Annotated in this window: 22 protein-coding genes; 11 read left to right on the top strand and 11 right to left on the bottom strand. The window is 64.3% G+C overall.

The features are described 5' to 3' along the window. The first annotated feature begins 68 nt into the window (after positions 1-68). The 3 genes from AAF358_13195 (at position 69) to AAF358_13185 (ending at position 3,860) form a co-directional block, all read left to right on the top strand. Positions 69-323 carry a type B 50S ribosomal protein L31 gene (locus AAF358_13195; protein ID MEM7706510.1) on the top strand — a complete coding sequence of 85 codons (255 nt, stop codon included), beginning with the start codon at positions 69-71 and terminating at the stop codon, positions 321-323. Between the two features lie 163 nt (positions 324-486). Continuing rightward, positions 487-1,782, top strand: a complete 1,296-nt coding sequence (locus tag AAF358_13190; GenBank protein MEM7706509.1) for a citrate synthase — start codon at positions 487-489, stop codon at positions 1,780-1,782. Beyond that, the gene (locus AAF358_13185) at positions 1,677-3,860 is read left to right on the top strand and encodes a S9 family peptidase (GenBank protein ID MEM7706508.1); all 2,184 of its coding nucleotides are present in this window, start codon (positions 1,677-1,679) and stop codon (positions 3,858-3,860) included. The genes AAF358_13190 and AAF358_13185 overlap by 106 nt, the downstream gene beginning before the upstream one ends. Before the next feature lie 65 nt (positions 3,861-3,925). Here AAF358_13185 and AAF358_13180 read toward each other — a convergent pair whose 3' ends face one another. Next, positions 3,926-4,369: a hypothetical protein gene (locus tag AAF358_13180; GenBank protein MEM7706507.1), complete on the bottom strand. Its 444-nt coding sequence runs from the start codon at positions 4,367-4,369 to the stop codon at positions 3,926-3,928. Positions 4,370-4,548: 179 nt separating this feature from the next. On the opposite strand from AAF358_13180, the gene AAF358_13175 reads away from it, so the two are divergent. Next, the gene (locus AAF358_13175) at positions 4,549-5,154 is read left to right on the top strand and encodes a nitroreductase family protein (GenBank protein MEM7706506.1); all 606 of its coding nucleotides are present in this window, start codon (positions 4,549-4,551) and stop codon (positions 5,152-5,154) included. Between the two features lie 20 nt (positions 5,155-5,174). On the opposite strand, the gene AAF358_13170 is transcribed toward AAF358_13175, so the two are convergent. Beyond that, entirely contained in the window at positions 5,175-7,547 is a 2,373-nt protein-coding gene (locus AAF358_13170; GenBank protein ID MEM7706505.1) for an ATP-binding protein, read from the bottom strand. Between the two features lie 107 nt (positions 7,548-7,654). Here AAF358_13170 and AAF358_13165 point away from each other — a divergent pair, with 107 nt between their 5' ends. After that, a complete protein-coding gene (locus tag AAF358_13165; GenBank protein ID MEM7706504.1) occupies positions 7,655-8,551 on the top strand; it encodes a GGDEF domain-containing protein in 897 nt (298 codons plus the stop codon). A 15-nt stretch (positions 8,552-8,566) separates the two neighbouring features. Here the strand turns inward: AAF358_13165 and AAF358_13160 are convergent, their stop codons facing one another. Together AAF358_13160 and AAF358_13155 are read right to left on the bottom strand one after the other, a co-directional pair. Next, a complete protein-coding gene (locus AAF358_13160; GenBank protein MEM7706503.1) occupies positions 8,567-8,929 on the bottom strand; it encodes a hypothetical protein in 363 nt (120 codons plus the stop codon). A gap of 2 nt (positions 8,930-8,931) precedes the next feature. Beyond that, the gene (locus AAF358_13155; protein MEM7706502.1) at positions 8,932-10,140 is read right to left on the bottom strand and encodes a class I SAM-dependent methyltransferase; all 1,209 of its coding nucleotides are present in this window, start codon (positions 10,138-10,140) and stop codon (positions 8,932-8,934) included. A 78-nt stretch (positions 10,141-10,218) separates the two neighbouring features. On the opposite strand from AAF358_13155, the gene AAF358_13150 reads away from it, so the two are divergent. Together AAF358_13150 and AAF358_13145 are read left to right on the top strand one after the other, a co-directional pair. Continuing rightward, positions 10,219-11,289: an EAL domain-containing protein gene (locus AAF358_13150; GenBank protein MEM7706501.1), complete on the top strand. Its 1,071-nt coding sequence runs from the start codon at positions 10,219-10,221 to the stop codon at positions 11,287-11,289. Continuing rightward, positions 11,282-12,073 (top strand): SDR family oxidoreductase, encoded by a 792-nt coding sequence (locus tag AAF358_13145; protein ID MEM7706500.1) that lies wholly within the window; start codon positions 11,282-11,284, stop codon positions 12,071-12,073. Before AAF358_13150 ends, AAF358_13145 begins: the two co-directional genes overlap by 8 nt. A gap of 38 nt (positions 12,074-12,111) precedes the next feature. Here AAF358_13145 and AAF358_13140 read toward each other — a convergent pair whose 3' ends face one another. From AAF358_13140 to AAF358_13125, 4 genes are read right to left on the bottom strand one after another with little or no spacing between them, the layout of a single operon-like run. Further along, entirely contained in the window at positions 12,112-12,795 is a 684-nt protein-coding gene (locus AAF358_13140; protein MEM7706499.1) for a DUF3106 domain-containing protein, read from the bottom strand. Beyond that, a complete protein-coding gene (locus tag AAF358_13135) occupies positions 12,785-13,126 on the bottom strand; it encodes a hypothetical protein (protein MEM7706498.1) in 342 nt (113 codons plus the stop codon). Before AAF358_13135 ends, AAF358_13140 begins: the two co-directional genes overlap by 11 nt. Next, positions 13,126-13,482, bottom strand: a complete 357-nt coding sequence (locus tag AAF358_13130; protein ID MEM7706497.1) for a hypothetical protein — start codon at positions 13,480-13,482, stop codon at positions 13,126-13,128. The genes AAF358_13135 and AAF358_13130 overlap by 1 nt, the downstream gene beginning before the upstream one ends. Then, entirely contained in the window at positions 13,475-14,074 is a 600-nt protein-coding gene (locus AAF358_13125; protein MEM7706496.1) for an RNA polymerase sigma factor, read from the bottom strand. Before AAF358_13125 ends, AAF358_13130 begins: the two co-directional genes overlap by 8 nt. Positions 14,075-14,200: 126 nt before the next feature. On the opposite strand from AAF358_13125, the gene AAF358_13120 reads away from it, so the two are divergent. Together AAF358_13120 and AAF358_13115 are read left to right on the top strand one after the other, a co-directional pair. Further along, positions 14,201-14,845, top strand: coding sequence for a hypothetical protein (locus AAF358_13120; protein MEM7706495.1), 645 nt, complete (start codon positions 14,201-14,203; stop codon positions 14,843-14,845). 47 nt (positions 14,846-14,892) lie between these two features. Continuing rightward, positions 14,893-17,064 carry a primosomal protein N' gene (locus AAF358_13115; GenBank protein MEM7706494.1) on the top strand — a complete coding sequence of 724 codons (2,172 nt, stop codon included), beginning with the start codon at positions 14,893-14,895 and terminating at the stop codon, positions 17,062-17,064. A gap of 32 nt (positions 17,065-17,096) precedes the next feature. Here AAF358_13115 and AAF358_13110 read toward each other — a convergent pair whose 3' ends face one another. Beyond that, entirely contained in the window at positions 17,097-17,510 is a 414-nt protein-coding gene (locus tag AAF358_13110) for a VOC family protein (protein MEM7706493.1), read from the bottom strand. A 295-nt stretch (positions 17,511-17,805) separates the two neighbouring features. Here AAF358_13110 and AAF358_13105 point away from each other — a divergent pair, with 295 nt between their 5' ends. Together AAF358_13105 and AAF358_13100 are read left to right on the top strand one after the other, a co-directional pair. Next, on the top strand, positions 17,806-18,144 hold the full coding sequence (locus tag AAF358_13105) for a YegP family protein (GenBank protein ID MEM7706492.1): 339 nt from the start codon (positions 17,806-17,808) through the stop codon (positions 18,142-18,144). A gap of 127 nt (positions 18,145-18,271) precedes the next feature. Then, positions 18,272-19,813 carry a tetratricopeptide repeat protein gene (locus AAF358_13100; GenBank protein ID MEM7706491.1) on the top strand — a complete coding sequence of 514 codons (1,542 nt, stop codon included), beginning with the start codon at positions 18,272-18,274 and terminating at the stop codon, positions 19,811-19,813. 27 nt (positions 19,814-19,840) lie between these two features. On the opposite strand, the gene AAF358_13095 is transcribed toward AAF358_13100, so the two are convergent. Continuing rightward, a complete protein-coding gene (locus AAF358_13095; protein ID MEM7706490.1) occupies positions 19,841-20,221 on the bottom strand; it encodes a hypothetical protein in 381 nt (126 codons plus the stop codon). 2 nt (positions 20,222-20,223) lie between these two features. Next, positions 20,224-21,222 carry an OmpA family protein gene (locus AAF358_13090; protein MEM7706489.1) on the bottom strand — a complete coding sequence of 333 codons (999 nt, stop codon included), beginning with the start codon at positions 21,220-21,222 and terminating at the stop codon, positions 20,224-20,226. Positions 21,223-21,339 lie beyond the last annotated feature (117 nt).

The following is a 21,339-nucleotide window of genomic DNA, read 5'->3' as shown; positions in this document are numbered from 1 at the left end:
CGTCGGTAGAGGCAAACAACAGCAGGCTGCAGGCCGACGCAGGATTCGGTCGCCAGCGAAGAACGAATATGAAACAAGATACGCATCCGCAGTACCGCGACGTGGTTTTTCAGGACATTTCCTGCGACTTCTCCTTTCTGACGCGGTCGACCATGTCCAGCAAAGAGACGATCCAGTGGGAAGACGGCAACGAGTACCCGCTGATCAAGGTGGAAATCTCCAGCCAGTCTCACCCGTTTTACACCGGAAAACACAAAATTGTGGACAGCGGTGGTCGGGTCGACAAGTTCAAGCGGCGCTATCGTCGCGGCGGCAGCAGCTGACGCAAACCCGCTCTGAGGCACGGGTGAAGGCCGCCGCTTCGCCCGCCCGAGACGGCGCCGGATTCTGCCGGCGCCAAAATTAAACACTTGTTGGAAAAAACACGCTCCGGGCCTTGAGCTGTGGTATCCTTGCGCCCCCCAAAACGGTCCACAGGAGCGACACGTGCCAGCCGATAAACTGCTGATTACCGATCCCAGTACGGGCTCAGACTTAGAACTGCCCGTAATCAGCGGCTCCGCGGGTCTTCCCACGGTCGACATCAAAAAACTGCCTGGCGCCCTGGGCTACTTCACCTACGATTCCGGCTTCGCGGCCACGGCGGCCTGCCGCAGCGCGGTGACCTACATCGACGGCGACGAGGGCATCCTCCTGTATCGCGGCTATCCGATCGAGCAACTGGCCGAGCAGAGTTCGTTTACCGAGGTTTCTTACCTGCTGCTGAACGGCGACCTGCCTGACGCGACGGCGCTCGAAGATTTTCGCCAGGAAATCCGGTATCACACCATGATCCACGAGTCGATGAAGACCTTCATCGGCGGCTTTAACTACGATGCGCACCCGATGGCCATGATGATGGGCATCGTGGCCTCGATGTCAGCGTTTTATCATGACTCGCTCGACATCGATAACCCGGCTCACCGGCGGCTCGCCGCGATCCGCATGATCGCGAAGATGCCGACCGTGGCTGCAGCCTGTTACCGGCATTCGATCGGCTGGCCATACGCCTACCCGAGCAACGCGCTCGGCTACGCCTCGCGCCTGCTGCACATGATGTATTCGGTGCCGGCGGAACCTTATGAAGTGGATCCCGTAGCGGCTAATGCGCTGGATCTGTTGTTTATCCTGCACGCCGACCACGAGCAAAACGCCAGTACCTCTACCGTTCGGCTGGCCGGCAGCACCGGCGCGAATCCGTACGCCTGCATCGCGGCGGGTTGCTGCGCACTCTGGGGCCCGGCCCACGGCGGCGCCAACGAAGCGGTGCTTCGCATGCTGAACGAGATCGGCAGCGTGGAAAACGTGCCGAAGTTCATGGAGCGGGCCAAAGACAAAAACGACCCGTTCCGGTTGATGGGTTTTGGCCACCGGGTTTACAAGAACTTCGATCCGCGCGCGACCATTATCCGCAAGACGTGTCACGAAGTGCTCGAAAAAATGGGCATCTCCGACCCGCTGCTGGATCTGGCCATGAAGCTGGAAGAAATTGCGCTGCAGGACGACTACTTCGTCCAGCGCAAGCTCTACCCCAACGTCGATTTCTATTCCGGCATCATCTACAAGGCGCTGAACATCCCGACCAACATGTTCACAGTGATGTTTGCGATTGCCCGGACCGTCGGCTGGGTATCCCAGTGGCTGGAACAGTGCGAAACGCCGGAAACCCGCATCGGCCGGCCCCGGCAGGTTTACACCGGGAACGCGGCCCGCGACTACGTGCCCCTGGCGGAGCGCTCCTGACCCGGCCGCCCCTGGCGGCCCGCAAACCGTTTCAGCACCACGCTCACGGTAAGCACCGTGACGACCCCTGGCACTGGCTGCGAGACGACTCTCGATCTGACGAGGCGGTACTCAGCCACCTCGCGGCGGAAAACCGCTACACCGAAGCCGAGCTGACGCCGCTGGCGGGGCTTCGCCGAACGCTTGAGCAGGAGCTGATCGGCCGGGTCATTCGCGATGATGAGACCGTGCCTTATCGCCGTGGGCCGTTCGAATATTTCACCCGCGTCAGCGGCGATCTCGAGTACCCCGTCTTTCTGCGTCGCAGCCTGCAGCCAAACGCGCCGGCGCAGGTCATCCTCGATTGTAACCAGCGGGCGCAGGGGCATCCCTACTATGAGCTCGGTGACCTCGCGTGCAGCGATGACCATCGGTGGCTGGCGATCACGGAGGATCGGCTGGGTCGCGGGCTGTACGCGCTGACGGTGCTGGATCTCGAAACCGGTAGCGAAGTCGACCCAAAGATCGAGGGGATCGACGACGGGGTCGCATGGTCGGCTGACGGGCGCTACCTGTTTTATGTCAAAAAGGACTCCGAAACGCTGCTGCCCAACGAAGTGTGGCGCCACCGGCTGGGTCAGCCCGCGGATACCGACCAGCTGTGCCGTCGCGAAGAGGATCCTGCGTTTTACACCAGCGTCAGTCGAGGGACGTCGCGGCAGTACCTGTACATACACCACGGCAGCACTCTCAGTGATGAAGTCTGGTGGCTCGCTGCCGAAGAGCCTGAGGCGGCCTTTCAGGTGTTTGCGCCCCGGCGCCCCGGGCACGAGTATGGCGTCGACGACCGGGACGGTCGGGTTTTTGTGCACAGCAACCTGCGACACGAGAACTTCGAGCTCTTCGAGGCGGAGGGCTCCGCTTTCTCCAGCCCCGAGCGGTGGCAACCCCTGATCGTCGCCGATGACCAGGTCCTGCTCGAGGATTTTGCGCTCACGGAAAACCAGGTGGTGGTCGCCGAGCGGCGCGACGGTCTTCCGGTGCTGCGCGTCCATCCGCTGGACGGCGAATCACCCTGGGTGGTTACGATCGACGGGCTGCAGCCCGCTGAGCGACCATGCTACTTCCTCGACGACAACGGCCTCGATCAGCCGGAGCTCCGCTTCGGCGTCAACTCGCTGACTCGACCCTATGAGATTTACGACCTCGATCTCGCGAGCCGGCGCACGCGGCTTCGCAAACGCACGCAGGTGGGTGGCGGCTATGACCCTGCTGGCTACGCCAGCGAGCGGCACCACGTCCGCGCCGCGGATGGCAACTCGATACCGGTATCACTGGTCTACCGCAAGGATGGGGAGGCGCTGGCCCAGCGGCCGCTGCTGGTCTACGGCTACGGTGCGTATGGGTCCTGCATCGATCCCGAGTTTTCGGCTTCCCGCCTCAGCCTGCTCGACCGGGGCGTAATCTTTGCCATCGCTCACGTGCGTGGTGGTGAGGACCTTGGTCGGCACTGGTATCACGCTGGCCGGCGGGAGCACAAAACCAATACGTTCACCGACTTTATCGGCGTACTGCAAGGGCTTGCGGAAGCAAAGATCGGCGACCCAAGCCGGATCTTTGCCATGGGCGGTTCCGCCGGGGGTCTGCTGGTGGGGGCCGTGCTTAATCAGGCCCCGGAGCTGCTGTGCGGCGCCATTGCCCAGGTCCCGTTTGTCGACGTGCTGACGACCATGGAGGATTCGGCGATCCCGCTGACCAGCGGGGAATACGATGAGTGGGGTGATCCGTCGGATCCCGTCGACTACGCCCGCATGGCGCTATGGTCACCCTACGACAACGTCTCTCGGCAGACCTATCCGCACCTGCTGGTGACGGCTGGGTTGCACGACGGTCAGGTTCAATACTGGGAGCCGGCCAAGTGGGTTGCCAAGCTCAGGGCCATGAAAGAGGGCGACCGGCTGCTGCTGCTCCATACCGAGATGTCCGCTGGCCACGGCGGCGTAAGCGGCCGCTACCGCCAGTATGAAGAGCAGGCTTTAGAGTACGCGTTCTTGCTGGGGTTGTGCGAAGAGCCGGCAGGCTGGTCGGCCGGAGCTTAGACAAGAAAACGCCGGCGGGCGAAGCCGGCCGGCGTCTCTATGGCTTTAAGGCTCCGTGGAAGCGCTCAATTGCCGCCGTCGGTGGCGTCCTCGACCGCGTCTTCGGCTTCTTCCATCGCCTCGTCAGCTTTATCCATGGCGGATTCCTTCAGCGACTCGCCGGCGGCTTCCAGCTCTTCCCCTGCCTTGTCCATCGCGTCGCCGGCCATTTGCTTGGCGCCGTCCATCGCGTCGTCAGCCATCTCGCCGGCCTTGTCCATGGCATCCCCGGCCATTTCTTTGGCGCCATCCATCGCTTCACCAGCGGCATCTGCGGCGTCGCTGGCCATCTCACCTGCCTTATCCATCGCGTCGCCGGCGGCATCGGCGGTGGCCTTAGCAGCGTCCGATGCGGCTTCTTTGGCCGCTTCAGCGGTCTCAGCCGCCTTTTCTTTCATGGTATCGCTGTCGTCGGAGCTGCAGCCGACAAGCAGCCCAGCCAGTAATGCAATTACGAAAAAATGCCTCATGATCTTTGTCCCAAACGTGCCCATAAGAGCCGCGCATCATGGCCAGCACGGGGCTGGTTTGCAAGCGGCCTCGCCATCGCCGGTCCGCAGGTGCGCCAAAGCGCAACGATTTGGACCATCTGCCCGCGAGGCAGTTACAATGGCGCCCTTTTTCTATCCCGCCTGACGAGAGTAAGACCATGAGCGGACGTCCCGCCCCGGCAGACCACCCGATTGAATCCATCATTTCCGAACGCTGGAGCGGTCGGGCCATCGACTCGCGACCGGTCGACCGCGCGACTGTCCTCAGAATGCTGGAGGCAGCCCGCTGGGCGCCGTCGTGTTTTGGTGAGGAACCTTGGCGCTTTCTGCTGTGGGATCGCGAACGCCAACCCGAGGGGTGGGAGGCGGCGCTCAACACGCTGGCCGACAAAAACCAGCAGTGGGCCCGCCAGGCCCCGGTGCTGATCCTGGTCATGGCCGACGGCGAGTTCTCGCGCAACGGAAAGCCAAACCGCTGGGCCCAATACGATACGGGGGCAGCCGCTGAAAACCTGCACCTCCAGGGCGTAGCGGCCGGCTTGGTGGTTCATCAGATGGGCGGTTTTGACGCTGACGCGGCCCATCTGGCTTTTGGTATCCCTGACCGCTACGTACCGATGTCGATGATCGCGGTTGGGCATCCCGGGGAGCTCAGCGATCTGGACGAAGACTTTCACGGCGGCGAAACCGGCCCGCGTCAGCGCCGACCGCTGTCTGAGCTGGTTTTTGAGGGCGCCTGGGACAACCCGCTCCTGGAAGGCTAGCTGCTCGCCCGCGGCTCGGCCTATTCGACGGCCTGCGGACCGCGGGCCGTTTCCTCCCAAAACTCCCGGGCCCGCTGACGGGCGATACCCAGCAGGCTGTCTGCCGGGTAACCGTCGTCGCCCCAATGACCCACCTCGCGGCCGGTGTAAAGCGCCAGCGCCTGCTCAACCGAGGAAACGGCGTATACCGCAAATTGTCCGGCGCGGGCTGCCTCGACGATGTCCTGGCGCAGCATCAGGTCGCCGGCATTGGCGCTGGGGATAATCACGCCCTGGCTGCCGGTCAGCCCGAAGTGATCACAGATGTCGAAGAATCCTTCAACCTTTTCATTCACACCACCGATGGCCTGGATCCGGCCATGCTGGTCGATGGCGCCGGTCATGGCGATGTCCTGGCGCAGCGGGACGTCCGTCAACGCGGACAGCAGGCAGCAGATCTCCGCCCCGGACGCCGAGTCGCCGTCGATCCCGCCGTAGCTTTGCTCGAAGGCAATCGAGGCGTTAAAGGCGAGCGGGTGATCGGTTTTTAGCAGGGTGCGCAGCAGGCCTCCGAGGATGTGAAAGCCTTTGGTATGAATGGAGCCGGACATGCTGGCGCGGCTTTCGATGTCGATGACGCCGGCGCTGCCTGGGCCGATCGCTGCGGTGATCCGGGCGGGGAAGCCAAACTTGATCGGGCCCGCGCTCATCACCGCCAGGCCATTGATCTGGCCGATCCGGGCGCCTGACGTTTCGATGGTCACCGTACCGTCCTTCAGAAAAGACTGAAAGCGGGTGGAGGGCAGGCTCGCGCGCAGTCGCGTGCGGGCCACGGCTTCGCGCACGTCGTCACCGCTGATGAGCTCCGCGCTTCGCTGACCTGCGACCCAATCCGCTTCGCGCGCCAGATCGGCGATGCGGCCAAAGCGGGCGGTCAGCTTGCCGGCCTTGTCGGCAACGCGCGCACCGTGCTCGACGAGCGCGGCGACGCCGCAGTGGGTCAGATGCTTCAGTCCTTCCTCCTGGCAGATCTGGGCCAGGACGCCGGCATACTGACGCAGCGCTTCGGGGCCACGCTCCAGGACTTCGCTGAAGTCGGCCAGCACCTTGAACTGGTGCGCAAAGTCGTAGTCCAGCGCGTCGAGCCGGTAGTAGAGCGAGGCGCTGCCGATCAGCACAACCCGCAGCGACACGGCGATCGGTTCCGGTTTCAGGCTGACCGGTGAAAACGGTGAGTTGTACTCCCGCGGCACAATTTCCAGCATGCCGGTGCGCAGGGTGCGCATCAGGATCTGCCAGGCGCCGGGTTCCGCCAGCACGTCGTGTGCATCCAGGATCAGAAACCCGCCGTCTGCGGCGAGCAGGGAGCCGCCGCGAACCGACCGGTAGTCGGCGCTGCCTTGTCCGCCGGTGTCCCAGACGGTCTCGATATTGCCGAGCAGGTTGGTCAGGCTGGGACTCGTTTCGCGCACGACGGGGCTGGCGTCCTGATGGTGCTCCAGCAGAATGTTGATGCCGTAGCGGGTCACCGGGTCAAAGTCTTTCCCGCCGCCGCTGAGCACCTGGTCCACCACGTCGTCCACCACCTCGTCCAGATGCGCCCCGAGGGCGTCGTGCGGAAACTCCTGCTTGATCCCCGAGGTGGTGCTGCTCATCAGGCTGCGCAGGCTGTTCTCGTTCAGCTCCTGAATCTGCCGCGCGTTCTGCCGCATCACCTTGCTGATCTTTTGCGAGATTTCCGGCAGTCGCTTGGCAAAACCCTCGATGCGGGAAAAGATTTCGGTCTGCTGATCGGTGCTGATGTCACCTTTTCGCACCAGCGCCTGAAACTGCTCCGGCTGAACGGGCTGGCCGTCGAGGAGCGGGAAGATGGCGGCCTGATTGCCCTGCGGCGTTTTGACCTGAACCAACGCCAGGTCCTGGGACCGGAGCTCCTCCTCAAACGGGTTGGTGATCTGGTTGACCTGCTGCTGAGCTTCCTCCTGCAGCGTGCTGCGAGCTGCCTGCAGATGCTGGCTGTTCATGGCGTCGCCCAGACCGCTGGCCACGAAATCCGCCATTTCTCGCAGCGCGCGCCGCAGCGGGCGCGCCTGGCCGCGCGGCAGGTCGATGAGCCTGGGGCGATCGGGCTGGGCGAAGTTGTGGACATAGCACCGGTCGCGCTGATCCTGGCAGCGGGGCTGCAGCTCCTTCAGCACGCCCTCTACCATCGTCAGCCGCCCGGTCCCGCGGATACCCCGGACAAAAACATTTTGTCCGGGCGCCTTGCAGTCCAGACCGAAGCGAAGCGCGTCCGCGGCCAGCGGTTGACCGATCACCTCCGGCTCGGGCGTCACCTCAGCGGTCGAGCGGAAGCTGAGCTGGGCTAAGTCTACGCACCAGCGCAGCGCGTCGGGGGGCAGGGCTTCTGTCATGCGTTTTTCCTTGCAGGAGGTTTCAGAGATGTTGGCCGCTGAACGGGTGATGGTGCGACCTTCGGATTCAGAGGATAAAATAGGTCGGGGGTAAGGAGCACGTTTTTTTGACCGACGATCATCGCACAACCGAGCGTTTCTACAATCTGACGACCGCCGCCACCGAGGGGGTTAGCGCGACGCTGGTTGTGATCCGCGGTGAGCCGTTTGGCAAGTCGTTCGAGCTGAGCCTGAAGCCAGTCACCATCGGGCGCTCCAACGCCTGTGATCTGCAGTTTGGCGAGGAAAGCGTATCGCGCAAGCAGTGCGAGATCGCCTACGACGGCGAGAGCTATTACATCACCGACCTGCAGTCGACCAACCGGACTCAGGTCAACGGCGACGACATCACCCGCTGTCAGCTGAAAGATGGTGACCGGATAGCCTTCGGCGGTGTGGTGCTGAAATTTGTCGCCAGCGATGCCGTGGAGGCGGCTTATCACAGCAACATGTACGCCCGGGCGAGCTCCGACCCGCTGACCGGCATCGCCAACCGTCGGGTCTTCGACCAGGCGCTCGACCAGGCGGTGCGGTCGCAGCATACAACCCCGAGCGGACTGTGTCTGGCGATGCTCGATCTGGATCGTTTCAAAGACGTCAACGATCGCTACGATCATCTGGTGGGCGACCAGGTGCTGAAGAAGGTCACCGGTGTGCTTAACCGCCAGCGCGGTGAGGGAGAGCTGATCGCCCGTCTGGGCGGCGAAGAGTTTGCCATCATGCTGCCGGGCCTCTCGCTTCGCGAGGCGTTTGGCAAAATGGAATCGCTTCGCCATACGATTGCGCGTGCGCCGCAGCTGATTGAAGACCACGAAATCACCATCACGATCAGCGTTGGCGTCGCGGAGTTCTCGTCCCGCATCCGCAACCAGCAGGCGCTGCTGCGGGCGGCGGATCAAGCGCTCATTGAGGCGAAAGCGGCCGGTCGCAACTGCGTTCGTATGGCTGAGAGCCAGCCGGTTTAAGCAGCCCTCGCTCGGTTAGTCTTCAGGCAGAGGCCAGCCTCGGATCAGCGCTGCGCCGCGGATCTGGTCAATTTCCCGCTGCAGCCGCGCTTCGGTGAGGGCCGCGCCGGGGGCAGCGGCATCCAGGGACGCGCGCTCGTCGAGCAACGCGCGCAGCTCGATACCCAGGTTGCGCGCTTCTCGCCACAGGCGACTATCGGACTCCTCGCAGGTTCCAGCCACCGCCTCTCCGCTGAGGCCCGCCTGCCAGGCCGTGGCCGGAGCGCAGGGGGCGGGTGGGAGCTCGCTGGGCGTGCCGGCGCAGGCCACCAGGCCCAGCACCGCCAGCCAGACCACAGGCCGGCAGCGTGGCTCGGTACGCCGGCGGAGCGCGTGCATCGTCATTTGCGGTTGTAGGCGGACAGGTAAAGTTCCACCGTGGCTAAATCCTGCATCGGGTAGTCCTGAAGCCGCGGGTGGTGGTATTCGACCAGGTCCTCGGTGCGCAGCGCAACGCGATAAAACTCAAAGCCGAGATCCTTGAGCTCCCGCTCGAAGCGCGCCACGGTCATCGGATTGAGCTCTTTGTACCACTGCCAGTACTGCTCCGGCGTGGAAAACTCGCCCGCACGGTCCATGTAGTTGGGCTCGGTGCCAAGCACCAAATCTTTGAGCTCCTGCTCGGATTTGGTCAGATGAAAGAAGGGCTCGTTGCTGAACTCGCCCAGGTGGTGACCAAAATTGGAGTAATACAGCCCGGGGTGGGCAAACAGCAGCCCGCCCGGTTTCAGCACCCGCCGAATCTCCTCGAGCGTCTGCTGGTAGCCGCCGGCGATGTGCTCCAACGATCCCCAGGACAGCACCACGTCGAACTCGCTGTCGCCGAAGGGGATCTCGTTGCCGCTGGCGGGCAGAAACTCCAGGCCCTCCGGCAGCGCCGTCAGCGGTAGATGGTTGCGGCCGCAAATCTCCGGCAGCCGATCGTAGCCGCGGAATGGATCGATGCCCACCAGGCGCTCCGGACGGCACCGGTAGAACACCCCGAGGTCGGTGATGCCGTCCCCGCAACCCACGTCTAGGATCTGGCCTTTGAGGGCCGGGGAATCGCCCAGCATGTAGGTGATGATGGTGCGCGCGGCGTGGTCGAAGTGGCGGTAGAACCAGTCTTCGTGCCCTTTGTTCCAGGACAGTTCAGCAACGGGTACCGCGCCGTCAGCGGACCGGATCTCCCAGTGGCCGGGGGCTCCAGGGTTGCCGACGGCGCCGGCGGCAACCTCGGCCTTTACGGTCTCGCGCAGCGCCTGAGTCTCGCGACCGCCATAGCGGTGCAGCAGCGTGATCACCAGGCGGTAGCTCCCCTGAGCCAGGTCGAGCGCGCTGGCGCTGAAGGCCAGCTCATAGTTGCCGGCCGGCAGCCAGGACACGTCCAGGCCCGCGCCGCGCAGGTGATGGGTGAGCGCCGGGGCCTCGCGGCCAGGCTCAAACCACTCCAACACGCAGTCCAGCTCAAACAGCGGCCCCTCCGGCAGGCTCACCTCCAGGCGCACCGCAACCGGGTCACCGGCGGTGAGAGGTTCCGGCTGTAGCCGCGTTTTATTGAGTAAAATCATGGCCGCGCATTATGAACATCCGCGCCGCCGGTCCACAATAGGCACGATGGCGGCCCGCAAGGCAAAATAACCAAGCCGATGACAGCTCAGCAGCAGTGGTTTCTTGAAGGTCGCCTCCGGAGTGACGGTGAGGTGGTGTGGATTCCGCTGGATCACTTTCCCTTTCGAATCGGCCGGCAGCGCAGCCTGTCGCTCGCGCTCAAGGCCAAGGGCATCTCAAGGCTCCATGCAGAAATCAACTGGGACGGCAGCCAGCTGTGGCTGATGGACCTCGACAGCACCAACGGCACGTTCGTCAATCGGCAACGAGCCGAGGAGCGCAGCCCGCTGACCCACGGCGACCAGATTCAGTTCGCCGATCTGGCGTTTACCGTGGTTCACGGCGCGGAGCGAGCTGCCGAGACCACGGCCAGCGATTCGGATGCAGAAATTGAGGTTGAGCCGCTCAAGCAGATGCTGGAGGGGCAGCAAATCAGCGTGCTGTTTCAGCCGCTGATCGATCGGGCCGAGCACACGCTGTTTGCCTTCGAGGCGCTCGCGCGGGGTGATCGGCCGGACCTGCCGTCTTCGCCGGTGGCGTTGTTTGAGCTGGCCCGAGACCAGGGGCTGGAGCTGGAACTTGCGCACCTGATGCGACGGGTGGCGGTTCGGGCCGCAGCCGCCAGCGGCCAGCAGGTCCCGATCTTTCTCAACATTCATCCCGAGGAGGTCCAGCGGCCTGGGCGTCTGCTGGAGGATATCGCCAATCTGCGGACGGCGTTTGCCCAGGTGCAGATGGTGCTGGAAATCCACGAGGCCGCCGTGGCCAATCGCGACCATCTCCAGGACGTGGGCAGTCGCCTTAAGTCCCTAGGGGTCCAGCTAGCCTACGATGATTTTGGGTCAGGGCAGGCGCGGCTCACAGCGCTGGCAGAGGTGCCGCCGGACTACGTCAAGCTCAGCGCGAGCCTGATGCGTGATATCGATACCTCGCCGCCGGCGCACCAGCAGACGGTGCGCATGCTGGTGAGTTACGCACAGGGCATGGACATTAAGGTGGTCGCTGAAGGCATCAGCTCCGACGCTGAGGCGCGCTTCTGCGATGATCTGAAAATCGACCTGCTGCAGGGCTTTCGCTACGGCGAGCCGGAGCCGCTGGGTCATGAATAGGGAAGGCGAGAGCAACAACCGCTGGCGCCTCGCCGGCCGCCGGGCGCTGGTCACCGGCGGCTCAGCCGGGATCGGTATGGCCGTGGCGCGAGAGCTGCTGAGCCTCGGCGCCAACGTGGCGCTGGTGGCCCGGCGCCAGCAGGTGCTGGAATGGAAGGTGTCGGAGCTGGCGGGCGCGTTTCCGGAGCAGGAGGTCTACGGCCTGGCGATGGACCTGTCCTACCTGGAGGAGCTTGGCCGGGTCCCCGCGTGGCTTTGTACGTTCTGGAACGGCCTGGACATCCTGGTGAACAACGTAGGCACTAACGTTCGCAAAAGCGCACTCAATTACCAGGCTGGCGAGTTTCAGGCGCTGATGGACACCAACCTCGGCACCTGTTTCGAGCTGAGCCGGCTCTGCCACGGGCTGCTGCGAGTTGGAACGGACCCGTCGGTGGTGAACGTGTCGTCGGTTGCCGGCTTGACCCATCTGCGCACCGGGGCGCCCTACGCCATGAGCAAGGCCGGCATGAATCAGCTAACCCGCAACCTGGCCTGCGAATGGGCGCAGGACGGAATCCGGGTTAATGCCGTTGCTCCCTGGTACACCGATACGCCTCTGGCTGAGGGCGTGCTGGGGGATGCTGAGTACCTCAACGAGGTGCTCGCCCGAACGCCCATGAACCGGATCGCTGATGCCGAGGAGGTCGCCGCGGCGGTGGCTTTCCTGGCGATGCCGGCTGCCAGCTATATCACGGGTCAGACGCTCGCCGTCGACGGCGGCTTCAGCGTGTTTGGCTTTTAGTGTCCTGCAACGAACTAACGCCGCAGGACACTAGCTAGCTAAGGAGTTTCCTCACCTAGCAGGAACGCCTCCCGTTCCTCCAGGCTCATGTCGGCCAGGCGTCGCTCCAGCGCGTTCCACTGTTCGGGTGTGCCGTTGCGAAGCCGTCGGGTCAGGTTCCGTTTTGCCTCCGGCCCCAGCTGACCGGCCAGCTCACGAAACCAACGAGCCTGGGCCGGTGCCATCTGCGCTAGCGGTCGGGCCGCGCTGGGTGCAGCGCCGGCTCGGCCGTTGCGCAAACGATTCAGAAAACTCTTGCGCTGTTCCGCGGACATCGAATCCCAGAGCTCCCTGATGCGTCTTTTTTGCGCTTCGGGGAGCGCGTTAAAGCGGCGAAAGTTCTGTCGCAGCAGCCGCTGCTGCTCCTGCGGGAGCGAACGGAAACGGGCAAAGCGGTCGATGATGCGCTGACGCTGCTCCGGCGCATAGCGCTGCCACTGACCGAAGCGTTTGTGAACGAGCCGCTTCTGTTCGGGTGTCATGCTGGTCCACAGCTTCGCGCCGGATTCCAGGCGCTCCTGCTGTTCGGCGCCGAGCGTGTCCCACTCCTGCGCAAACGGCGCGAGCACCTTTTGCTCCGCTTCGCTCAGCGAATCCCAGTCGCCCGCGCCGGCCGTGGCCAGCCAGGTGAGCAAGAGGAGTGCGAGCGGGGCGAGCCGACGGTTCAGTCGCTTATCGCGCATGACGGAGCTCCCGGCGATGGGCGGGCGTTGGGGCGCGCTCCTGACGGGTTGGCGGCGCCGCGGTGGGCCCGTCGCTGGTGTCGTCGACGTCCAGCGTCAGGGGTATCGCCTCCGGATCCATCCACTGGCCGTCTTCGGTCTCAAACAACGCAACAAACTCGAGTAACGCCATGCTTGGCGGCGGCTCATCATCGCCGGCCGCCGCCGCCGGGGTTTGCGCTTCCGCGGTGCCGTCCGGCGTCTGAGCGGCTGCCGGCGTCAGCGGCAGACTCGTGAACGCCAGCACCAGCCACAGAGGCGTTTGCCGCAGGGGTGTATCTTCAGGCCTCATCAACCGGCCTCAGCCTCGGTCAGGACCTCGTCGAGCCAGGCGTAAAACTCCAGGTTCTCCAGCATCTCCAGCGACTCGTCGGACGCCAGTACGGTGAAGTCGGAAACTGGCTGTTCCAGCAGCGGCTGCGCGGGCGGCGGCACCCGTCCGGTCAGGCCGATAGCCACGGCCACCACTGCCGCGCCCGCCGCCAGACCGCCCGGCAGCCAGCGTCCTCGGCTCTCGTGCCGGACGTCGTCCAGCGCCTGCTGGCGGGCTCGGTTGAGCCGCGACAGTGTGGCCGCGTCGAGGCCGCTGCTGCGCTGCTCGACGATGGTATTCACCGCGTTGGAGAGCTCGCGATCGATGTCAGTCATGCTGATGTTTCTCCAGTTTTTCCCGCAGCGCGCTGGTCGCCCGCGACAGGTGCGTTTTGACGCTGCCTTCGCTGCAACCCATCACTTCAGCGGTTTCAGCGACGCTCATCCCCTGCCAGGATCTCAGCAGGAACGCCTGGCGCTGCCGGTCCGGCAGCGCGGCGAGCGCCCGTTCCAGCGCCTCGGTACCCTGCTGTCCAGCAAGCGCGCGATCCGGCTGTGGTGTCGTCAGGTCTTCAGCGCGGCTTTCAAGATCGGGCCCGCTGTCGATGACCTGCATGGGTGCCTGCCATCGCATCCGGACCTTGCGGCGCCTAAACCAGTCTTTGATCCGATTGTCCACGCTGCGAAAAAACAGCGGGCGCCATTGCTCTTCGGGCTTGCGTCGATAGCGCCGAACGAAGGCGGTCATGGCGTCCTGAACGATATCCAGCGCCTCGTCGGGGTTGCCGGTTGCATAGTTGGCCATGGTAAACGCCTGCCGCTCCACCGAGCGCAAAAAAATGTCCAGACGGTCCACGGTACCGGTGGTTTTGCTGTCGGCCCGAGGCGTGAACATTGTTTGCATCATCACCAGGGTTTCAGATCCCATGCTATCGTAACACCCGCTTGTAGCTGGTCTGTAAAACAGGCACTTGCGCACCATTTCGGTCGGTTTTCACGGAAGATCCCGTCCAGAACGAGGCTACAGGTCAACAACGCTTCAGGATGAATTACGTTGACACGGGTTTTGCCACAGGAAGGCAGCGAAAGCGCTGCAGCAAAAGTTGCGCTGGTTGGGTCGCCACACCACACGCTGGGCGTGGCGGTTTGTCGCCATCTGGCGGCGCAGGGCGTGCGGCTGGTGATTACCGATCCCAAGCCGGAGCGAGGCGCCGCGGTGTGCCGCCGCCTGGCCTGGCAGGGCGTTAGCGCCAGCTACCGCTATTTCAGCCCCGAATCGAACGACTGCGAACAGCGTCTGTTCGAGGACCTGTCGCTGGTGTTCGGTCGCGTCGACTGGCTGATCAGCTTTTTCGATCCCGCCCGCTACGCGCCCTCCTGGCTGTCGTTTACCGACGACCAGGTGCAAGAGCTGCTGCTGCCAAAAATTCAGTTCCGGCGCCGCCTGCTGAAAGCGCTCGATCCGCTGTTCACCGAGGACGCGATGCACCTTCAGGTCTGTATGGGCGTCGACGGCGCCAGCGACGCCGCCAGCGCGCTGCTGTGGGACCGCCTGTTGAGCAGTCACTATGAGGCTAGCGCCATCCGAACTCGAATGATGACGGTCGAAGGAGAGGTGGAGGGCATCGACCGTCCGGCCGCGTTTCCTCGCAGCATCGAGCTGGACCTGGATCGACTGATTACTCTGCTCGAAGATTAGTGGGCCGAACAAGTCGGCGGTGAGCTAAAATGCCGGGTCGTTTCTGATTGACGGCCCGCGCCATCAGCCAAGCACCTCTATCCACCTGTCAGGTTGCCGTACCGGTTCCGCTGTCGCGCAGCTTTGATTATCTGTGGCCCTTCGACGAGCCGCCCGTGCCCGGCATGCTGGTGGAGGTGCCGTTTGCCCGCCGTCAGCTCAAGGCGGTGGTGCTCGGCGCCGGTGAAGGGCAGTTCGATACGGCCCGATTGAAGCCCGTCACCCGCTGCTGGCCGACGCCTGCACTCGACGCTGAGCAGCTGGCGCTGGCCCGCTGGTGCAGCCGCTATTACCACCACCCGCTGGGTGAGGTGCTGAACACGATGCTGCCCAAAGCCTGGGACAATCCAGCGGCGCCGGAAACGGAGCTGGTGTTGACGCCCAGCGGCCGCATGGCGCTCGACGCCGGGCAGGTCCGGGGCGAACGCCAGCAGCAGGCGTTGAGCATGCTTTCACGGCGGCCGATGGCGCGCTCGCGACTGCAGGAAGCTGGCATCAGTTCCGCGGTCATCCGCACGCTGTTGACCAGCGAACGCGTCACCCAGCAAGCGGTCGGGTCGACGTTGACGGTGAGCTGCGGTCCTGAGCTGACCCCGGCCCAGCTCGACTGCGTCAACCGCATCCGGGAAGCGAGCGGCTTTGCCGCGCACCTCCTCTATGGCGTTACCGGCAGCGGCAAAACCGAGGTTTACCTCGAGCTGATTGCCGAGGTGGCCGCGGCCGGTCGCCAGTGCCTGGTGGTGGTGCCGGAGATCGGGTTGACGCCGCAGCTCGCGCGACGGTTCCTGGAGCGTCTGGGCAGCACCGTGGCCGTGCTTCATTCCGGCCTGGGTGATCGAGAGCGCGCGCGCAGCTGGCAGCGAGCTGCCGACGGTGACGCGCAGGTCATCATCGGGACGCGCTCTGCCGTCTTCTGTCCGTTGCCCCGGGCGGGGCTGCTGGTCGTCGATGAGGAGCATGACCTGTCGCTGAAGCAGCACGAGGGGTTTCGCTATTCGGCCCGGGACGTGGCGGTGCAGCGGGCCCGCGAGCTGGCTGTGCCGGTCATCCTGGGCAGCGCAACGCCTTCGCTGGAGAGTCTCAATAATGCCTGGAGCGATCGCTATCGGTACCACCGCCTTGATCAGCGCCCTGGAGCGGCGACGCTGCCGTCGGTCGAATTGATCGACAGCCGGGGTTGCGGGTCCGACGGCGCGCTCACACCGGCCGCCCGCGAGGCGCTGCATGAAGTGTTGGCGAAGGACGAACAGGCCTTGGTCTTTCTGAATCGGCGCGGCTTCGCTCCGACGCTACTGTGTGACGCCTGCGGCTGGGTGGCGGAGTGTCCTAGCTGCGATAGCCGGCTGACGCTGCATCGGGCCGTCGGGCAGCTGCGTTGCCATCACTGCGGCTATAGTCAGCGCGCACCCACCGCCTGCCCCGAGTGCCGTTCGACCCGGCTGGTGCCGTTGGGTCTAGGGACCCAGCGGGTTGAACAAACGCTTTCTGACGAATTTCCAGGCCGTCGAATCTGGCGTGTCGACCGGGATTCGGTGCGCAGCCGGCGCCGCCTGCTGCAGCTGCTGGAGGAGATCGGCACGGGCGATTCGGGCATTTTGGTTGGCACCCAGATGCTGGCCAAAGGGCATGATTTTCCGAATGTGACGCTGGTGGTGGTGCTCAACATCGACCACGCGCTGTTCAGCGCCGATTTTCGAGCCGCCGAGCGGGCCGCGCAGCTGATGGTTCAGGTGTCGGGTCGTGCTGGGCGTGCTGACAAGCCGGGCCGGGTGCTGATTCAGACGCACCAGCCGGACCACCCCATGTTCGCCGGTATCCTCGAGCGTGGTTACCTGGCGTACGCTCGTGACCTCATGACGGAACGCGAAGCGGCGGCCTATCCGCCAGCCGGGTTTCTTGCGGTGCTGCGGGCAAACGCGCCGCAGCGATCGCTGGCGGAAAATTTTGTGACGGCGGCCATGGCTCGGCTGGGCGGCCCCGCCGAGGTGGAGCTGCTTGGGCCGCTGCCCTCGCCGATGGAGCGGCGGGCAGGACACTATCACCTGCAGGTGCTGCTGAGCTCCCGCCGGCGCAAGCCGCTACATGGTCTGCTGGACCGGTGCCTGCCGGCGATCGCCGAGCTGCCGCAGGCTCGACGGGTCCGGTGGTCGGTTGACGTTGATCCGCAGGACCTGTTCTAGCGAGGGTTAGTCCTTGCGTTTCTAGAAGCCAGTCAATTCCCGGCTTCGGCTGGTTCGTCGGTAGCCTCGGCGAAATGCAGCAGGACGCCGCAGGGATCCCAGACGTAGGTGACGATGTCACCGTGGCTTTGACGCTTAGGAGGCGCGGTTCGAGCGTCACCGAAGCGACCGCCTTCGACGACCTTGGTCGCGTGATGAAACCAGGCTTCAGCGCTGTCCACCCGGATATAGAACATGAAGTTCTGGGCCCACTTTTTGGCATAGAAGTCCTGCAGCAGAAACCGGTTGCCGGCAAGCTCGAGCTCAGCCAGCCCCTCCGCCCGCCAGTTCATATGCCATCCCAGCTGCCGGTAAAAATCCAGGGACAAGTCAAAATCCCGACTAGGAACAAACACCGATACATCCTGGGCTGTGGGCGGGTCGAGTAGGGAGGGTTGGGAGGTCATAAGCGATCTCTTTTTGGTGCAGTGGGAAGGTCGGCTGGCGTCATTGAGAAGCCTCCTGAAGGCCACTTTTTTTCGGCGAATCGGGGATACGTCAACAATCGTGACCTGAACGAGTGTATTGCTTTCAATTTTCTTTGCCAAAGGCAAGTGCGATGTTAAGGTTGCCAACGAGGGGTTACGCGATGGATGGTCGACCGTTCGGCAATCGATCCGGGTTTCTCGGCGCATCCTCGGCTGCCCGTATCCCGGCCCTGCTCAATTTCGTGGGAGTTAGAAATTTTAAGGAGAGGACCTTATGGCAGGCAAATTCGAAGTCTTCCAAGGCAAGAACAAGCAGTATTATTTTCGTTTGAAGGCCGGCAATGGTGAGTGCATCATTTCCAGTGAGGGGTATACGTCGAAGAAAGCAGCGCTGAACGGCGTGGCTTCGGTTCAGAAAAATTGCGGAGCCGACAGCCGTTACGAAGTTCGCGAAGCCAAAAACGGCAAGAAGTATTTCATTATCAAGGCGGGTAATCATCAGGAGATCGGGCGTAGTCAGATGTATGCGTCAAACCAGTCCTGTGCCAAGGGGATGGCATCCGTCAAGCGTAACGGCACCGCCGATCGCGTCGACGACCTGACCGACGGTTGAAAACCTGGCCGGGTCGGACCGACCCGGCCAGCGTTTCCTGGTCGGCCTGGTCCTTTGACCGGCCAAACCGTTTGGATCGCCGCCAACCCGGCCGCCTTTTCGGCAACGGCCGCCTTCCTAAGATCGCATGATTCCGCTTGTAATCCTGCTGGCCACACTGGCCAGCGTTGATCATCCAGACCCGGCCGGGCATCCACCGCACATGCGCGAGCTGCTGACGCAGGCCCGGGAGCGTTTTGAGGCGTCAGCGTCTGACAGTGCCTCCGCGTATGGCGAGCTGGGCATGGTTTACCAGGCCAACGATTTTCTACGGCCCGCCCGGCAGGCTTTCGAAACGGCGCGAGATCTGGCGCCCGCCGACGCCCGCTGGCCTTACTATCTCGGAATGCAGGCGGCGCGGGAAGGACGTTTTGCCGACGCCGAGACGGCATTCTTGCAGAGTCTTGAGGTGAATCCCGACTACGCTCCGGCGCGTGTGAGGCTGGCCCAGGCTCACGTGGCGCAGGGGGACAGCCGGCGGGCCCGGAAGATCCTCGAAGCGGTGACCGTTGCCAGCCCGCGCCTGGCCGCTGCCCACGCGGAGCTCGGTCAGATCCTTCTGGCGGACCGCGATTTCGACGCTGCGGTGCGCTACCTGGAGGAGGCGCTGTCGCTGCAACCCACCGCCAGCGCGCTGCGAACGCCGCTGGCCATGGCCTATCGCGCCAGCGGGAATGCCGATCGCGCCGCCGAGCTGCTGTCCCAGCGGGGAACGCGCGACGTGGTGCTCCTCGACCCGCTCAACGAGCGTCTGATGTCTAACTCGCGGAGCTTCAATTATTTCATGTCGCTGGGCGTCGCCGCGGCGGAAGCCGGGGACCTGGCCCAGGGAATCCGTTATCTGCAAACGGCGCGGGACATTGCGCCGGACAACCCAAACGTGCAGGTCACGCTGGCCCGCCTGCTGGAGGTGGACGGGCAGCTTGCGCCGGCGATGCAGGCCGCGGAAGCGGCGCTGGCGGCACGGCCGGACTATCCGCTGGCGCTGGAGCAGCGCGGCGTGCTGCTCGAAATGACGGGGGATTGGCAGGCCGCGGCGTCGCTTTATGCGCGTGCCCTGGAACTGGATCCCGAGCTCAGCGACGCGCGGCTGCTGCTGGCCAATGCGCAGATGCGCCAAGGCCAGTTTGCCGAGGCGGCGGGCCAGCTGGAGCTGCTGTCGCAGCAACGGCCCGCGGACCCGGTGGTGGCGCTGCGGCTTGCGGTGAGCCGGGCCGAAGCGGGAGACTGCGCCGCCGCGGCCCAGCTGCTGGACCAGCGACTGCGCAGCAACGCGCGAACCGATCTACTGCTGGTGCTGGCGCGAATTGTGGCCGGCTGCGACGGCAGCCCACCGGCGCTGGCCGGGCCGGTGCTCGGCGCGCTGCGCCAGCTTTATGCTCGCCAGGCTGACCTGGAAATCACCAGCACGCTGGCGATGCTCGAGATGGCGAGCGGATCGGCTGAGGCCGCCGTGGCCTATCAGCAGGAAGCGCTGTTTCTCGCGCTGCGGGACGGCTTGGCCGAGGATGAAATTGCCGTGCTGCGGGCTTCGCTGGAGCAATATCGGTCGGGTCAGTCGCCCGAGCGTCCCTGGCCGGCTGGGCATCCGGTGACGGCGCCGCCGCTGGCGAGGCCGGGAGACCGCTGACGACACGGTCTCTGGCAGGCTTGCGCGCTACCCGCCGCCCTTGAGTCTGGCAAGCTCCTGCTGCGCCGTCTCGGCCGCCAGCTTCTGATTGACCAGTTCGGCGCTGGCGTTGGCCAGCTGGCCGGTTGCATCCTCCAGCTCCTGGGTGAGCCGCTTGACTCGGGTCTCCAGCTCATCGCGTTCGGAGATGGCCCCGGTAGCGGTGGCCTGATCTTCCTGCTGCCGTGACTCAAGAACCTCAACCTGGTGGACCAGGTCTTCCAGCTCCCGATCCGTGGCCATGCGCAGCGTGCTCAGCTCGTTGTTGAGAAAGGTACTCGCGCGGCCCCAGGTGAACCAGCAAATCAGGGCCGCCAGGCCGATGCAGCCCAGCATGATCACTAGCAGTATCAACGCGTCATTGGCCATTCTTATCGTCGTCCCAAATCCAGCTGGACCTCAACGCGGCGGTTTGCCGCGCGGCCAGCTTCTGTATTGTTGTCTGCGACCGGTTCGTTCTGACCCCGGGAGCCGATACGCACGCGCGTCGAGGGCAGGCCCAGTTCGCCCAACAGCTCCGCCACGTGGCGAGCCCGGCTGAGCCCCAGCGTTTCGTTGACCCCCGCCTCGCCGGTATTATCCGTATGCCCGATCACCCGCAGACTGGCGCCACGATGGCGCTGCAGGAATCCGCTCACCTCTCGAACGTAGCTGCGTAGCTCTGGGTCTGTGCTGGCCGTGATCGCCGCCGGAGCAAAGAACACGGTGCGGCTCGCAACCAGGTCGCTGAAATCTTCGGTCGCAACGGTAAAGCCCGGTTTACGACTCCGGTCCAGCAGCAGGGCTGAGTCGATCGAAATGCGTGACGCGGCTATGCCGGCTTCCACCAGGGCGCTCTTCAGCGCTGCGGCTCTCGCCTGGCCAAGATTGTCTGCCGCGGCCGGCGTTGACTCGAACACAAAATACTCACCGTTCAGCGTTACGTCGATCGCTGGTGAGCTGTTCAGAAATTCGGCCAGCTCGCCGACGTACGCAGTGCCACCCTCGGTGCCGCTGAGGTCCCACACGTCCGGCTCAAAGCCGAGTGGCCGTGTGGTCAGCGAAGCCCCGCTGGCAAGGCTGATGACCGTCGGCGCCGCTCGTGGCGCGACGCGAGGCGGTGCCTGCTCGCCGTTGGGGACGGCGGCGGTCGATGCGGTCATACCCGCCCGATCATCACTGATCGCGGCCTCCGGTGCCGGGACGGGCTCCGCCGCGGCGCTGGACCTGGCGTCCACCGGTTCAGCCGGTAAGGGGTCGGCGTTGAGCGGGGGCTGCGCGGCCAGCGGCGTGCCGTCGCAGTGGTTCTTTACCTTGCACAGCCAGACGTACTCGGCGCCGGCCATCCAGGCCCCGAGCAGCAAAACGAGCAAAATGACGACTCCTTTCACGTCCGCAATCCGGCGGTTGTCTCCTTGCAGAAGGCGTAATTATAAGCATGACAGAAAAGCTTCGCTTTCGGGAATACTGTCCTAAGCAGGTTTTGGCGGGCTTCGTGTGGCCGGAGC

This window comes from Pseudomonadota bacterium (assembly GCA_039033415.1).
Classification (GTDB): Bacteria; Pseudomonadota; Gammaproteobacteria; order Xanthomonadales; family SZUA-38; genus JANQOZ01.
Note: the sequence above shows the minus strand (reverse complement) of the source record. Positions and strands in the feature narration are given on the sequence as shown.